This is a genomic window from Mesorhizobium sp. M0106, assembly GCF_040322715.1.
Lineage (GTDB): Bacteria > Pseudomonadota > Alphaproteobacteria > Rhizobiales > Rhizobiaceae > Mesorhizobium.
In genome coordinates, this window is sequence record NZ_JAMYUA010000081.1 from 1 (window position 1) to 13948 (window position 13948).

At 63.9% G+C, this 13948-nt stretch carries 14 protein-coding genes; 3 read left to right on the plus strand and 11 right to left on the minus strand.

Annotated features, from left to right (window positions below; genetic code table 11):
* Positions 1 to 253 precede the first annotated feature (253 nt).
* Positions 254 to 661, plus strand: coding sequence for a carboxymuconolactone decarboxylase family protein (locus NKJ55_RS34275; RefSeq protein ID WP_352453751.1), 408 nt, complete (start codon positions 254 to 256; stop codon positions 659 to 661).
* Positions 662 to 869: 208 nt separating this feature from the next.
* Here the strand turns inward: NKJ55_RS34275 and NKJ55_RS34280 are convergent, their stop codons facing one another.
* From NKJ55_RS34280 to NKJ55_RS34330, 11 genes are all read right to left on the minus strand, one after another.
* The gene (locus NKJ55_RS34280) at positions 870 to 1757 is read right to left on the minus strand and encodes an amidohydrolase family protein (protein ID WP_352453752.1); all 888 of its coding nucleotides are present in this window, start codon (positions 1755 to 1757) and stop codon (positions 870 to 872) included.
* A complete protein-coding gene (locus tag NKJ55_RS34285) occupies positions 1757 to 2890 on the minus strand; it encodes a vWA domain-containing protein (protein WP_352453753.1) in 1134 nt (377 codons plus the stop codon). Before NKJ55_RS34285 ends, NKJ55_RS34280 begins: the two co-directional genes overlap by 1 nt.
* Positions 2887 to 3783 (minus strand): AAA family ATPase, encoded by an 897-nt coding sequence (locus NKJ55_RS34290; RefSeq protein WP_352453754.1) that lies wholly within the window; start codon positions 3781 to 3783, stop codon positions 2887 to 2889. The genes NKJ55_RS34285 and NKJ55_RS34290 overlap by 4 nt, the downstream gene beginning before the upstream one ends.
* Positions 3784 to 3792: 9 nt before the next feature.
* Positions 3793 to 4797: a xanthine dehydrogenase family protein molybdopterin-binding subunit gene (locus NKJ55_RS34295; protein ID WP_352453755.1), complete on the minus strand. Its 1005-nt coding sequence runs from the start codon at positions 4795 to 4797 to the stop codon at positions 3793 to 3795.
* Position 4798: 1 nt separating this feature from the next.
* Positions 4799 to 6166 (minus strand): xanthine dehydrogenase family protein molybdopterin-binding subunit, encoded by a 1368-nt coding sequence (locus tag NKJ55_RS34300; protein ID WP_352453756.1) that lies wholly within the window; start codon positions 6164 to 6166, stop codon positions 4799 to 4801.
* A gap of 14 nt (positions 6167 to 6180) precedes the next feature.
* Positions 6181 to 6663 carry a (2Fe-2S)-binding protein gene (locus tag NKJ55_RS34305; RefSeq protein WP_352453757.1) on the minus strand — a complete coding sequence of 161 codons (483 nt, stop codon included), beginning with the start codon at positions 6661 to 6663 and terminating at the stop codon, positions 6181 to 6183.
* A 49-nt stretch (positions 6664 to 6712) separates the two neighbouring features.
* Positions 6713 to 7507, minus strand: coding sequence for an FAD binding domain-containing protein (locus tag NKJ55_RS34310; protein WP_352453758.1), 795 nt, complete (start codon positions 7505 to 7507; stop codon positions 6713 to 6715).
* A gap of 12 nt (positions 7508 to 7519) precedes the next feature.
* The gene (locus tag NKJ55_RS34315) at positions 7520 to 7969 is read right to left on the minus strand and encodes an SRPBCC family protein (RefSeq protein WP_352453759.1); all 450 of its coding nucleotides are present in this window, start codon (positions 7967 to 7969) and stop codon (positions 7520 to 7522) included.
* Between the two features lie 107 nt (positions 7970 to 8076).
* Positions 8077 to 8904: a helix-turn-helix domain-containing protein gene (locus NKJ55_RS34320; RefSeq protein WP_352453760.1), complete on the minus strand. Its 828-nt coding sequence runs from the start codon at positions 8902 to 8904 to the stop codon at positions 8077 to 8079.
* A gap of 314 nt (positions 8905 to 9218) precedes the next feature.
* Complete coding sequence (locus NKJ55_RS34325; RefSeq protein WP_352453761.1) at positions 9219 to 10217, minus strand: ABC transporter permease; 999 nt, start codon at positions 10215 to 10217, stop codon at positions 9219 to 9221.
* Between the two features lie 34 nt (positions 10218 to 10251).
* The gene (locus NKJ55_RS34330; RefSeq protein WP_023675804.1) at positions 10252 to 10992 is read right to left on the minus strand and encodes an ATP-binding cassette domain-containing protein; all 741 of its coding nucleotides are present in this window, start codon (positions 10990 to 10992) and stop codon (positions 10252 to 10254) included.
* A gap of 425 nt (positions 10993 to 11417) precedes the next feature.
* On the opposite strand from NKJ55_RS34330, the gene NKJ55_RS34335 reads away from it, so the two are divergent.
* Together NKJ55_RS34335 and NKJ55_RS34340 are read left to right on the plus strand one after the other, a co-directional pair.
* Positions 11418 to 12407: a sugar-binding protein gene (locus tag NKJ55_RS34335; protein WP_352453763.1), complete on the plus strand. Its 990-nt coding sequence runs from the start codon at positions 11418 to 11420 to the stop codon at positions 12405 to 12407.
* A gap of 147 nt (positions 12408 to 12554) precedes the next feature.
* The gene (locus tag NKJ55_RS34340) at positions 12555 to 13334 is read left to right on the plus strand and encodes a FadR/GntR family transcriptional regulator (RefSeq protein ID WP_352453764.1); all 780 of its coding nucleotides are present in this window, start codon (positions 12555 to 12557) and stop codon (positions 13332 to 13334) included.
* Positions 13335 to 13948 lie beyond the last annotated feature (614 nt).

The following is a 13948-nucleotide window of genomic DNA, read 5'->3' on the forward strand; positions in this document are numbered from 1 at the left end:
ATGGACGCAAGCGATCGAAAACGACGCAAAACAACCGTTGCAGGCAGGGCGCCGTCCACATATGGATCCCAGGGTCTCCGCGACGGAGCTTCGCTCCTGCTTCGCCCAGGGATGACGAAGGTGAGGGGCCTCGGCCAGCCTTACGGTCTTGCCTCAGCGCGTCAATTGCTGGTTCATCCAAGGCGGTTAGTCGCCTTTTCTCCCGACCTGATTCAACGACCTCGCATAACGATCCAAACGAAAGGACCAAGCCATGGCCACGACGAAACTTCTGACCGATGCCGAGGTCGAGGCGATTCCCGCCGTGAAGGCTGTGTTCGACGACATCCGCGCGACGCGCAAATCCGATTTCGTCAACAATTTCTGGCGCGGGCTGGCCAATGATCCGGTCTCGCTGAAGCGGGTGTGGGAACAGCTCAAGGCGGTGATGGTCGCGGACAGCGCCATCGACCCGCTGACCAAGGAGATGATCTACATCGCCGTCTCCACTGCCAATGGCTGCTCCTATTGCGTCCACTCGCACACCGCCGCAGCGCGGGCCAAAGGCATGACCGACGCGCAGCATGGCGAGTTGGTGTCGATCATCGGGCTGGCCGGGCAAACCAACCAGATGGTGACGGCGCTGCAGATCCCGGTCGATCCGGAGTTCGAGGTGAGGTGAGGCGCGGCGCCTTCCCTTCTCCCCTTGTGGGAGAAGGTGGCCGAGCGAAGCTCGGTCGGATGAGGGGTGCTGGACGGATCGCGGCCTTGGAGACGTAAGTGCTTCAAATCGCTTGAATTTTCTCCGCCGAGTTTCTTCCAGCACCCCTCATCCGTCTCGGCGCTACGCGCCGATCCACCTTCTCCCACAAGGGGAGAAGGGATGCGCGCTACACCGGCCGATATACCTTCGCCGCCGTGTTCCAGAAGATATCCGCCTCTGCCGCCGTGCCGTGCTTGCCCACCGCTTCCCGGTGCGCCCTGATCAGCTCGGCATGGCTGGTCCACAGCTTCTCGATCGGGAAGTTCGAGCCGAACATCAGATGATTGCTGCCGAGGATGTCGATGGCATTGTCGACGATATAGGCGATCAGCGCCGGGTCGTTGCGGTGGACGAAGGTGCCGAGGCCGGACAGCTTTGCATAGAGGTTGGGCGCCGCTGACAGCGTGCGCAGGCCGGACTTCCACGCCTCGGTGGTCTCCGGCTCCATGTCGGTCAGCATGCCGGCGTGGGTGAGGATGAAATTCGTCTCGGAGTTGTCGCCGACGAGCGTCAGCCCGTCCTTCATCTGGGCGGGGAAAAGCTGCAGGTCGAAGGACAGGCCGTAATCCTTCAGCCGCGCGACATTGGCCCGCACCTTGGGATCGATGACCTGATCGGCCGAGGCGGCGAAGCGGAAGGCCGGCGTTCCGTGCCAGTGCAGCTGCATGCGCACGCCGCGCAGCAGCGGATACTTGATCAGCCGGTCGATCTGGGGCCTGATATCGTCCACCGTCATGTCGGCATAGCCGACGATGGCGTGCGGCCAGCCGGTTTCTTCCGCGGTCTTCTGCAGGAACGCGACCTCGTTCTCGAAATCCTCCTTCGCCCAATTGGTCTGTACGTAGACCGCCTTCTCGACGCCCGAACCTTGCTGGTCGGCGAGGAATTCCTCGATCGGATAGTCGCGGCGGATCGGCTCGTAGGGGCCAAAGATGCGCGGCACCATCGGTCCCCGCAGCCAGGGCTGGTCCTCTCGGCGCCAGATGTGGAAATGCGCGTCGATCGCCTTCTGCATCACAAAACCCTCTTCCAGATTGCCGCGGCCGCCGGGGCGGGGCGGGCGAGCGACAGGATGAAATCGGTGAGGCCGGCGATCGAGGAGCCGTCGACCAGATCGTCGAGCACCGGCAGGATGGCGCGAAGTGCTGCCGTGGCCGGCCGGAAGCGCGGGTCGCCGGCCAACGGCGTCGCCAGCGAAAGCCGAAAGGCGCGCGCGCTCAGCCGGCGCATCGCCGTCTCCAGCTCGGCATGGTCGCCGCGCTCCAGCGCATCGGACAGGATGACGATTGCCGCCCCGCGCGCAAAAGCGGAGAAGCGCGGCACCGATAGAAACGCGAGCAGCGTCGGTCCCATGCGGGTGCCGCCGTCCCAGTCGTCGACCTGGGCAGCGGCGCGGGCCAGCGCCTGGTCGCGGTCGCGAATGCGCAGCGCCGAGGTGATACGGGTCAGCCGTGTGCCGAAAGTGAAGATTTCCGCCCGGTCGGCGCCTTGCACCGCCGCGTGTGCCAGCTTGAGATAGTCTGATGTGTAGAGCTTCATCGAGCCGGACACGTCGATCAGCATGAGAAGCTTGCGCGGCACTGTCTGCCGCCGGCGCAGCAGCGGCGAGGGGATATCGCCGTCGGCACTGACGATTTCGCGCAGCGAGCGGCGCAGGTCGAGCTTGCCGCGGGCATTCGTGCGCACGGTGCGGAAGGAGCGGCGCGCGGGCAAAGCGGTGGCGAGCTTGCGGCGGAAGGCGGCAAGCCCGTCGCTATCGCGATGGAACTCGCGGACGCTCAACTGTTCGCTCGCCGAAGACAGTTCGCCGCCTTCCTCCTGGCGGATCACTTCGATTCCCTCTTGGCTCGTTCCGCCATCGTCCTTGACGCGCGTTTCCTCGTCGGCCTCGCCTTCGACCACGGCAGCGGTGCTGCCATAGAAATGGCTCCGGAAATGCGCCTCGAACTCGTCGCGGCGGTCGGGCGGCGGCGCCAGCGTGGCAAGAGCCGCCTCGTGGATGTCGGCCATCGAACGGGGACCGAGCAACGTCACCGCTTGCATGAAGCCGGAGACCTGCTCGGGTGCTATGACAAAGCCGTAGCGGCGCAGAAGGCGGGCAAAGCCGAGCAAGGGTGCTGCTCCTTGAGGCAGGCCCGCCGCGCTCACGCCAGCGCCTCCTCGACAATCTTGCCGAGCTCCGGCGCGATGCAGGATAGATCCTCCTCGTCTTTGATCAGCACGCCGATGGCGCGGCGGAAGGCTTCCGGCCAGGGGCTGCCGCCCTTTTCGAGGATGGTGGCGGCGTTGGCCCATTCGACCGCCTCGGCGATTCCTGGCGGCTTGGCGAGCGGACGCGCGCGGATGTCGCGCACGGCGGAAGCCACGGCGCGGGCCGTGGCCTCGGCGACGTCGCCGGCGCGCAGCATGATGATCTCGGCCTCGCGAATGGCGTCGGGATAGGTGATCCAGTGATAGACGCAGCGCCGCCGCAGCGCTTCTGCCAGTTCACGGGTGCGGTTCGAGGTCAGGATGACGATCGGCTGCGCCGTCGCGCGAATGGTGCCGCGCTCGGGAATGCTGATCTGGAAATCGGACAGGAACTCCAGCAGCAGCGCTTCGAATTCATGGTCGGAACGGTCGATTTCGTCGACCAGCAGCACGCGCTTTTCCGGCGCCTTCAGCACCTGCAGCAGCGGCCGCGCGATCAGGAAACGGTCGTCATAGATGTCGACCTCGTGCTCGCCGGCATGGCGGATGGCGAGCAGCTGGCGCTGGTAGTTCCACTCGTATAGCGCATGTGCGGCGTCGATGCCTTCATAGCATTGCAGCCGCACCAGATCGCGCCCGAGCAGTTCGGCGATCGCCTTCGCCGCTTCGGTCTTGCCGACGCCGGGCGCGCCTTCGAGCAGCAGCGGCTTACCCAGCCTGATCGCCAGGAAGATTGCGGTGGCCAGGCTTTCATCTGCGAGATAGCGCGAGGCGGCGAGCCGGGACGCCACCGCCTCCGGCGAGGTCGCGACTGTCTCTGCGCTTGAAGTCCGGGCGCTTCTCTTGGGCATTTCCAGCACTCAGTTCGATGCTTGCGCCTTTAGCGCCCGCAGGATGCGCTCCGGCGTGATCGGCAGCGTGTCGATGCGCACACCGACGGCGTCGAAGACGGCATTGGCGACCGCCGGGATTTGCGGGTTGGCGCACATTTCGCCCGGCCCTTTGGCGCCATACGGCCCGTCCGCCGAGGGCCTCTCCAGCACGATGATATCGGTTTGCGCGAGATCGCCCGGTCCCGGCATCAGATACTGATTGAAATCGGTGCCGCCGTGATCACGGTTGGGATAATAGGGTTCGGTCGTCTCGTAGAGAGCATGGCTGATGCCCATCCACGAACCGCCGACGAGCTGCTGCTCGACCATTTTCGGGTTCAGCGCGCGGCCGATCTCGAAGACGTTTTTCACGGTCAGCACGGTGATTTCGCCGGTCTCGTCGTCGACTTCGACCTCGGCAACCGTGCAGGCGTGCGCGTAACAGGTCGACGGCTTCATCGCGCCGGTTTCCTTTTCCGGATAGGAGCGCGGGATCAAAAACATGCCGCGGCCGGAAATCGAGCGGCCGCGCTTGAAATGCGCCGACAGCGCGACATCGAAGATCGAGATCGATTTCTGCGGCGCGCCCTTGACCAGGATGTTGCCCTGGCCGTCGGTTTCGAGGTCGGAGGCATTGACTTCCAGCTCCTCGGCCGCCACTTCCAGCATCACCTGGCGGGCTTCCCTGGCCGCCTGGATGACGGCGTTGCCGGCGCGGTGCGTGCCGCGCGAGGCGAAGGTGCCCATGCAATGCGGGCCGGTGTCGGTGTCGGCGGTGTCGACGACGACACGGTCGGTCGGCACGCCGATCGTCTCGGCGCAGATCTGCGCCATGATCTGCTTCATGCCCTGGCCGAGGTCGACGCTCGACAGCGTGACCATGAAATTGCCGGTCGGCGTCGAATGCACCAGCGCCTGCGTCGGGTCGCCGCCGAGATTCATGCCGGTCGGATAATTGATCGCGGCGACTCCGCGTCCGCGCCTGATCGCCATCTCAAGCTCCCTTCGCGTAAGACGACATCGCCATGAATTTTTCTGCCACGGGCCAGTTGGCGGCGCGCGAGGCTTCCTGCATGCACTCGATCAGCGCAGCACCCTCGGTCGGCTGCCGATGTGCTTTGATGTCGCCATCGCGATAGGCGTTGATGAAGCGGAATTCGAGCGGGTCCATGCCGATCAGCCGGGCGAGCTTGTCCATCTGCACTTCCAGCGCGAAATCGCCGATGGTGACGCCGAAGCCACGCATCGCCGAGGACGGGGTGCGGTTGGTGTAGACGCAGTAGGTGTCGATCCAGACATTCGGGATCGTATACGGGCCGGGATAATGCCCGGCGCCCTTCTGCGCGCCGTAGGGCGAATGGCGCGAATAGGCGCCGGCGTCGGTGTAGCCGGTCACTTTGCGCGCGACGATGCGGCCGTCGTTCATGACGCCGTCCTTGATGACGACTTTCTCGGCGGCGCGCGGCGAGGAAATCTGCATCTCTTCCTCGCGGCTGTAGATAAAACAGACCGGTCGTCCTGTTATTTTGGCGCCAAGGATGGCAATCGGCTCGACGATGACGTCGACCTTGCCGCCAAAGCCGCCGCCGACAGTGCCGCCGACGAAATGCAGCTTGTTGCCGGGCATCTGCAGGATGATCGAGGCGTTATCGAGGGTGAAGAACATCGCCTGCGTGTTGGTGTAGCAGGTGAAGCGGTCGTTACCCTCGGGTGCGACGATGCAGCCGGTCGTTTCGGTCGGCGCGTGCTCGATCGGTGAAGACTGGTAGGTCTGTTCGAGCACGTGGTCGGCTCCTGTAAAGCCTGCCTCGACATCGCCGAAGCGCACCTTGCGGCATTCGCCGCTGTCGTAGAGGTAATAATTCCGGCCGTGATATTCGTTGACGATCGGCGCGCCGGGCTTCAGCGCTTCGTCCATGTCGAAGACGGCCGGCAGCACCTCGTAATCGACCTTGACCTTGGCGGCGGCTTCCTGCGCAGCGCGCTCGGTCTCGGCCAGCACCGCCACCACGGCCTCGCCCTTCCAGCGCACCTTGCCGTCGGCCAGCACCGTTTCGTCCTCCGGCCCGATCTGGATCAGGATCAGGATGGTGTAGACATTGTGCGGCACATCCTTGGCGGTCAGCACCTTGACGACGCCGGGGTGCTTTTCCGCCTCTGACGTATCGATGCTGCGGATGCGGGCGTGATGATGCGGGCTGCGCACCATCTTCAGGTGCAGCATGCCGGGAAAATTGCGGTCGGCGAAATAGGCGGTCTTGCCGGTGACATGGCCGGGCGAATCCGAACGCGGCCGCGGCTGGCCGATCTCGTGCAGATCGTCCTTGCGCTGGTCGGCAAAGTAGCTCTTGCGGAGTTCCATCTTTTTGACTCCCCTCAAGCCGCGTTCTGCGAATTGGAGCGCGCGGCGCTCAGCACCGCCTGGATGATCGGTTCGTAGCCGGTGCAGCGGCAAATATTGCCGGACAGTGCCTCGACCACATCCTCGCGGCTGGGGTTCGGCGTGTGATCCAGCAGCACCTTGGCGGCCATGATCATGCCCGGCGTGCAGAAACCGCATTGGGTGGCGAAAGCATCGAGGAAAGCGCGTTGCAGCGGATGCAGCACGCCGCCTTCCGCCAGTCCCGAGGTGGTGGTGACGGTTGCGCCATTGCAGGTCTCGGCCAGCGTCAGGCAGGACAGCCTGAGCTCGCCGTCGATGATGACCGAGCAGGCGCCGCAAGTGCCTTGATGGCAGCCGCCTTTTGGCGAGGTGTCGCCGATCTTGTCGCGCAGCGCATGAAGCAGCGTCGTGCCGCTGTCGATGAATTCGGCCTTTTCGGCACCATTGAGCGTGAACTGAACCGGGACCTTTGCCATCTTTTTACTCCTTGCGCCGCAGCCAGGCGGACATATGCGCCACGGTCTTTCAGGCGAGCAGCAGCCGGCCGAGATGGACCGGCAGGACTTCGTTGCGATACCAGGCGCTGGCGATCGGATCGGTTGGCGGCGAAGTGCCGTGGCGGGCAGCGGCCAGTGCCGGTGCGATGCCGTCGCTGCTGAGTTTGCGGCCAATCAAGGCTTTCTCCGCCGCCCTGGCACGGATCGGCCGGTCGGCCATGCAGCCGAACGCGATCCGCGCTGACGACACGGTGCCGTCCGGCGCCTGTTCCAGCACGGTGGCGATGCTCAGCACCGAGACGCCCTTTGGCTTGACCCGCGACACTTTCAGGAAGCGAAAGCCGCCTTCGGTCGGAAGCGTGAAGCCGACCGCGGTAACGACGGCGTGGTTGCTTTCGCGTTTCGCCAGGAAGGTTTCGATCGGCAGCTCGCCGTCGCCGGTGCTGACCGTTGCGTCCAGAGCCAGCAGCGCAACGGTGAAATCGCCGTAAGGCGTTGGCGCGAAGAGATTGCCGCCGACGCTCGCCATGTTGCGGATCGCCGGGCCGCCGACGGCGCGCGCGGCGTGGGCTAGCGGGGCGAGATCCGGATGGCGGGCGATCGCCGCCATGGTCACCGAGGCGCCGATGCGGACCTCGCCGCCGGAAATGTGGATGACCGACAGCGCCGGTTCGGTCGACCTGACGAAACCGGAGATCGACACGTCGCCTTCATTGGCGGCGCGCACGACCAGTGTGCCGCCACCGAGGTAGCGGGTGCCGGCGGCTTTCAGCGCCGCGCCGGCGTCCTTCACCGTCGCGAAAGTCTGCAGTGCAAGCGCCATGGAACGCTCCCTTTACGCCTGGCTCCGGCCGGCAAAATGGGCCTTCAGGGCGTTGAAGCCGCCCTGGAAGACGTTGGCGCCCATGCCTTCGGCCAGCTTGTCGGCTTCCTCTGGAGCGGCGTCGAAGCTGGCGGTCCATTCGGCATAGGTGCGGTCGCCGTCGGTAACCCGCCGCAATTGCAATGTCGCCTTGTGGTTGGTGAGCGGCTGCGGCGTCTCCAGGATGGCGTAGCTGACGAGGAAGTTCTCGTCAGAGAAATCGAGCAGCTTTTCGCGCAGGCGGGCGCCGCTGGCGAGCTGGAAATTGCGCACGCAGCCGATCGTGCCGGCATCCTTGCCGTCCTCGATATGGCTTTCGATCATGCGCGGGTGCCAGGTCGGCAGGCCGTTGAAGTCGCGTATGCGCGCCCAGACCTTTTCGACCGGTGCGTCGATGACGCTGGAGATGGTGACTTTCGCCATATGATCGTTCCCTTGCAAATCAGCTGCTTGGGAGGGTAGGGCGGCAGGCTCGGCAGCGCTTATCAATGCGTCTTGAACGCCTATCAAATAGTCTGAAAAACGGGCGCTCAGCTGATCGCCCGCGCCGCTTCGCGGTAAAGCGTCGGCGGGACGCCGACATGGTCGCGGAAGAAGCGCGAGAAATTGCCTTGCGTGGTGAAGCCCAGATTGCAGGCGACCGAGATCAGCGGCTCCTGCGACCACTGCAACTGCCGCACGGCTTCCTCCATGCGCAGCGTGTTCCAATAGACGTTGGGCGTCAGATTGGTCTGTTCCTTGAACAAGGCGAAGAAATGCGGCCGCGACAGGCCGACGCTGCGCGCCACGTCGTCGAAGCAGATACGCTCGCAGACATTGGCTTTCATCAGCTGGATCGCCTTGCGGACGCGGAAATCCTGCATGGTGCTGACGCGGGTGCGCACGGTCTGCGGTGCGGAGGCATCGGCGGCATCGAGCACGCTGTCGATGAAGCGCTCGATCTCGTAATTGGCGATGTCGTCGATGCTCTCATTGTCGCTGAGATGGTCGAGGAGGTTGGCCGCTGCCTTGTGCAGCCAAGGCTCGAGCGTGATCGCCGGGGCGGAGAACAGCGGCGCGGCGGAAGGCAGCTCGCGGCGTTTCCGTGCCCAGTCCGGATCGATGTAAAAGGCGAGGAACAGGCCGGGCGTGCCGTCGCGGGACAGAGCGTGGCTGTGCGGCTGGAAGGAATTGATGCCGGCGGCGGTGCCCGGTCCAAGCCGCACCGTCTCGCGGCCGATGGTCATCTCGCCGGCGGTGCCTTCCAGCCAGATGATGATATGCGCCTCGACGTGGGCATGGGTGACGAAGTCGCTGGCGACGTTCAGGACAGAAACATGTCCGAACCGGCCCCAGTAGAGCCTGATCGCTTCCGTCATGGGTATATCCTCCCGCAGGCGACTGGCCTCCCTTCGCCTGCTGCGAGCGATTGTGCGGCGCAGTTCGGGCTTGCGTCAAGACGGATGTGCACGTCCGGGCGCCGGCCATGCGCCGCACCGGCGGATTATCAGACCCGGCGATAGGAGCGCGTCCCCTTCTCCCCTGTGGGAGAAGGTGGATCGGCGCGCTAGCGCCGAGACGGTTGAGGGGTGCTGGAAGAAATGAGGCGATGCCAAACTGGAGCACCCCTCATCCGTCGCCTTCGGCGACACCTTCTCCCACAAGGGGAGAAGGGGGAGGCTGCGCTTGAACGTCAGTCGTTGCGCCTGAAATTGCGGATGCGGTCGAACAGCACGGCGAGCAGGATGGCGCCGCCGATGAACACGCCTTGCCAGAAGGCATTGATGCCGAGCAGGCCGAGGCTGTTGCGGATGACCTCGATCAGCGCCGCGCCGACGACCGCGCCGAAGGCTGTGCCCATGCCGCCGGCCAGGTTGGCGCCGCCGATGACGGTGGCGGCGATCACCTGAAGCTCCATGCCGTTGCCGAGATTGGTGGTGACCGCGCCCAGCCAGCCGGTCTGGATGATGCCGGCAAGGCCAGCCGCCATTGCCGAGATCATGTAGACGACGACCTTGATCTGGCGCACCGGAACGCCGGTCAGCGTTGCCGCATGCTCGTTGCCGCCGATGGCGAAGATGTGCCGGCCGAATTTCGTCCAGCGCAGCACAAAGCCGGTGATCAACGCCAGCACGATCATGTAAAGCACCGGATTGGCGATGCCGAACACCCAGGCGCCGCCGCCCAGCGCCAGCAGCTTGTCGTGATCCGGCCCGAACTGGAAGACGACGGTGTTGTTGGAGGCGACCATGGCTAGGCTGCGCGCAATCGACAGCATGCCGAGCGTCACCACGAAAGGCGGAAAGCCGAGATAGGCGATCAGAACCCCGTTGAAGGCGCCGATGATCAGCGCTGTCGCGATCGCAGCGCCAATGCCGATCTCGATGCCGTAGCCGGCATGCATGGTCACGGCCAGCACCATCGAGCACAGGCAAAGCACCGAGCCGACCGACAGGTCGATACCGCCGGTGATGATGACGAAGGTCATGCCGAGCGCCACGATGGCGACGAAGGTGACGTTGCGGGTGATGTTGTAGAGGTTCTTGGTCGTGGCGAAGGAATCCGTTGCCACCGACAGGAACAGGCAGGCGAGGATGACCGCGATCACCACCCAGAAGGTCTGGCTGGCAAACACCTTGCTCAGCAAGGTGTGCTGCTTGTGCGCGATCGTCTGATCAAGGGTGACTGCCATTATCGACCTTTTTTACTCATGGTTGAGGCGTCAATCATACCTGTTCGATGGCGCCGGTGATGAGTCCGGTGACTTCTTCCGGCGAACTCGATGCGATCGTCTTGTCGGCGACCTTGCGGCCGCGCCGCATGACGATGACGCGGTCGGCGACGTCAAAGACGTCGGGCATGCGATGGCTGATCAGCACGACGGCGATGCCCTGGTCGCGCAAATGGCGGATCAGGTTCAGCACCTCGGCGACCTGGCGCACTGAGATCGCCGCCGTCGGCTCGTCCATCAGCACGATCTTGGCCTGCGAAAGCATGGTGCGGGCGATCGCCACCGCCTGCCGCTGGCCGCCCGACATTTGCTTGACCAGGTCGCGCGGGCGGGTTTCGGATTTCAGCTCGGCGAAGATCTGGCCGGCACGCTTGTACATCGCGGCATAGTCGAGGATGCGAAGCGGCCCGAGGCCGCGGCGCAATTCACGGCCGAGATAGACGTTGGCGGCGGCCGTCAGATTGTTGCACAGTGCCAGGTCCTGATGGACGATTTCGATGCCGTGCTGGCGCGCCTCGACCGGCTTGTGCAGGATCAGCTCCTTACCGTCCATTTGCATCGTGCCATGGCTCGGCGGGAAATTGCCGGCGATCATCTTGACCAGCGTCGACTTGCCGGCGCCGTTGTCGCCCATCAGGCCGACAACCTGTCCGGCCTCGATCGACAACGAAACGTCGTTGACCGCCTGGATGGCGCCAAAATGCTTCGAGATGTTGGTGAGTTCGAGAACCGCCACCAGCCTTCTTGCCTCCCCGTGCTTTGCGGCCTGCGGTTCTGCCGCGGCCTTTCGCTCTCCCCAGTTCCTCCCGGAAGCAGCGATTTTGCCCATTTACGCATAAGCCTCCTTGGCGTCAACCACGGCTTCTTTCGAAAAATCAGTTTTGTAGGACAAATAGCATTGACGTCGGTGACAAGGCGATATTAGCTAAGTGTCGGAGGAGCTTGCGCCGAGCCCCGGGTTGCCGGAAGGAATCGGTGAGGGTTTGTCGGTCAGGGATTTGGTAACCAGCGATATCTGTCGGTGCCGGTCTGAGACTGAATATGAAAATGCTTATCGACCTGGCTTGGCGACACGAGTGCGACGTCCTCTGTCATCTTGCTCCGGGTCGATCTGTGTGTGGCGGGCACGCCGTGTCCGTTTGTTTCAAAGGGAGGACTGACATGAGGAAATCACTATTGCTCGCTGCCGCCGCCGTCATGGCGCTGGGTGCCGGGCCGGCTATGGCCAAGAAACAGCTCGTCATCGTGGTGAAGGGTCTGGACAATCCATTCTTCGAGGCCATCCACCAGGGTTGCGAGAAATGGAACAAGGAAAACGCCAGCTCGGAATATGAGTGCTTCTACACCGGACCGGCGTCGACCTCGGATGAGGCCGGTGAAGCCCAGATCGTCCAGGACATGCTGAGCAAGCCCGACACGGTGGCAATGGCGATTTCGCCATCGAACGCGCCGCTGATTGCGCAGACGATCAAAAGCGCCAATCCGTCGATCCCGATCATGACCCTCGACGCCGACCTCAGCAAGGAAGATGCGGCGCTGCGCAAGACCTACCTCGGCACCGACAATTACCTGATGGGTCACAAGATCGGCGAATACATCAAGAAGGCCAAGCCGAATGGCGGCAAGATCTGCACCATCGAAGGCAATCCGGCCGCCGACAACATCCTGCGCCGCGCGCAGGGCATGCGTGACGCGCTGTCGGGCAAGGACGGCCTCGCGGCGCTGGCGGGCGAAGGCGGCTGGACGGAAGTTGCCGGCTGCCCGGTGTTCACCAATGACGACGGCGCCAAGGGCGTGCAGGCGATGACCGACATCCTCGCCGCCAATCCCGATCTCGACGCCTTCGGCATCATGGGCGGCTGGCCGCTGTTCGGCGCTCCGCAGCCCTACCGCGACCTGTTCAAGCCGATGGCCGACAAGATCGCCAGCAACGCCTTCGTCATCGGCGCCGCCGACACGATCGGCGACGAGGTGGCGATTGCCCGTGACGGACTGGTGACCGCGCTGGTTGGCCAGCGGCCGTTCGAGATGGGCTACAAGGCGCCCTCGGTGATGATCGACCTGGTCGGCGGCAAGCCGGTCGCCGATCCGGTGTTCACCGGCCTCGACGAATGCACCAAGGACACCGTCGACACCTGCATCCAGAAGTAGGTTCGCAATTTCGGGGCGCCCTTCGACGGGCGCCCCGTTCGCACTGTCCATACAAAACGCACGAGGCGACGCTGCTTTGGAGCGTAGGCCGCTGCTTTGCCGTGCCCTGAGTTCAGGCTTTCGACAAGCAGCTGCCGGGGAATACCAATGCCGGACGCGACATCAAAAAAGCGACCCGCCAAATTCAAGGCAGAGGCTGAGCGGCCGGCCGGCGTTCGGCGTGCCGACGCCGCACACTTTCCCGGCTCGAGCGTGCATGCCTCGCTCGCCAATGAAATCGGGCTCAGGATCGTGCGCGGCGACTATCCGCCGGGAACCATCCTGCCCAACGAAGCCAAATGGTCGGAGACCTTCGACGTCAGCCGCTCGGCGGTGCGCGAAGCCATAAAAATGCTGATGGCGAAGAGCCTGCTGGCGTCACGCCCGAAAATCGGCAGCTGGGTCGAGCCGAAGGAGCGCTGGAACCTGCTCGATCGCGACGTGCTGGCCTGGTACGCGACCTCGCCGGACCGCGAGGTGTTCCTCAGAACCGTGCAGGAGTTCCGCCACATCATCGAGCCGGAGGCCAGCGCCTTTGCCGCCATGCGGCGCACCGACGAGCAGATGGCCGAGATCAGCCAGGCCTGCCGGGAGATGGGCGAGGCAACCAATCTGCAGGAGCGCACGCGCGCCGACACGCGGTTTCACCTCGCCATCCTGCGCGCCTCGGGCAACGATCTGCTGGTGCCGCTCGGCGTGCTGATCGAATCGGCGCTCGACCATTTGTTCCAGTTCGTCACCCGCGAGACCAGCGATCAGCGGCGGGCGCAGGCACTGCACGAAGCGATCGAGAAGAACATCCGCCTGCAGCGGCCCGCCGCAGCCCGCGCCGCGGTGCACAGGCTTCTTGCCAACACCGACGATGTCATCGGCCGGTCGCGGCGGTGATTTATGCGCCAGGGCTGTCGTTGCTCCGAACGATTGCAAAACTCGCATTCCTTCGCGCCCCTCCCTGTCCTGCCGGACATCTCCCCCACGAGGGGGGAGATTGGATGCCATTTCGGCTTTCGCTGATCATCAACGCTAGGCAATGAGGGCGGCGACCTCGGGTGGGAAAGGAATTCGGACTTTTTTTGCCGTCGCAGCTATTTTGTTCTTGCTTTGTGCCGGCAGCTATGCTACTAATTTTAGTATGGTGCTAATTGGCTCCAACGACCCGCCTCCCGAGGCGGTTTTTTTGTTTTTGGCTTCTTCCGATCGGAAGTGCGCGTGCTTTGGTGCACAGACTTCTCGCCAATACCGACGTTATCGGCCGGTTTCGGCGCTGATTCGATCGTTTCTCGGCCAACTGCGTGTAAGTCGGGTCAACCAGCAACGAACGTCGATCATTCCCGTTAGTCGCAAATCGCAAATTTAGGAGATTAGCCGAAACCCTCCCTTCGTCATCCCTGGGCGGAGCAAGGAGCGAAGCGACGCGGCGGAGACCCTGGGATCCATATGTGGACGGCGCCCTGCCTGCAACGGTTGTTTTGCGTCGTTTTCGATCGCTTGCGTCCATATGT

What these genes read in the sequence shown, in the direction of transcription:
- NKJ55_RS34275 (WP_352453751.1), top strand. Translation starts at nt 254, where the DNA reads ATGGCCACGACGAAACTTCTGACCGATGCCGAGGTCGAGGCGATTCCC.
- NKJ55_RS34280 (WP_352453752.1), bottom strand. Translation starts at nt 1,757, where the DNA reads ATGCAGAAGGCGATCGACGCGCATTTCCACATCTGGCGCCGAGAGGAC.
- NKJ55_RS34290 (WP_352453754.1), bottom strand. Translation starts at nt 3,783, where the DNA reads ATGCCCAAGAGAAGCGCCCGGACTTCAAGCGCAGAGACAGTCGCGACC.
- NKJ55_RS34295 (WP_352453755.1), bottom strand. Translation starts at nt 4,797, where the DNA reads ATGGCGATCAGGCGCGGACGCGGAGTCGCCGCGATCAATTATCCGACC.
- NKJ55_RS34300 (WP_352453756.1), bottom strand. Translation starts at nt 6,166, where the DNA reads ATGGAACTCCGCAAGAGCTACTTTGCCGACCAGCGCAAGGACGATCTG.
- NKJ55_RS34305 (WP_352453757.1), bottom strand. Translation starts at nt 6,663, where the DNA reads ATGGCAAAGGTCCCGGTTCAGTTCACGCTCAATGGTGCCGAAAAGGCC.
- NKJ55_RS34310 (WP_352453758.1), bottom strand. Translation starts at nt 7,507, where the DNA reads ATGGCGCTTGCACTGCAGACTTTCGCGACGGTGAAGGACGCCGGCGCG.
- NKJ55_RS34315 (WP_352453759.1), bottom strand. Translation starts at nt 7,969, where the DNA reads ATGGCGAAAGTCACCATCTCCAGCGTCATCGACGCACCGGTCGAAAAG.
- NKJ55_RS34320 (WP_352453760.1), bottom strand. Translation starts at nt 8,904, where the DNA reads ATGACGGAAGCGATCAGGCTCTACTGGGGCCGGTTCGGACATGTTTCT.
- NKJ55_RS34325 (WP_352453761.1), bottom strand. Translation starts at nt 10,217, where the DNA reads ATGGCAGTCACCCTTGATCAGACGATCGCGCACAAGCAGCACACCTTG.
- NKJ55_RS34335 (WP_352453763.1), top strand. Translation starts at nt 11,418, where the DNA reads ATGAGGAAATCACTATTGCTCGCTGCCGCCGCCGTCATGGCGCTGGGT.
- NKJ55_RS34340 (WP_352453764.1), top strand. Translation starts at nt 12,555, where the DNA reads ATGCCGGACGCGACATCAAAAAAGCGACCCGCCAAATTCAAGGCAGAG.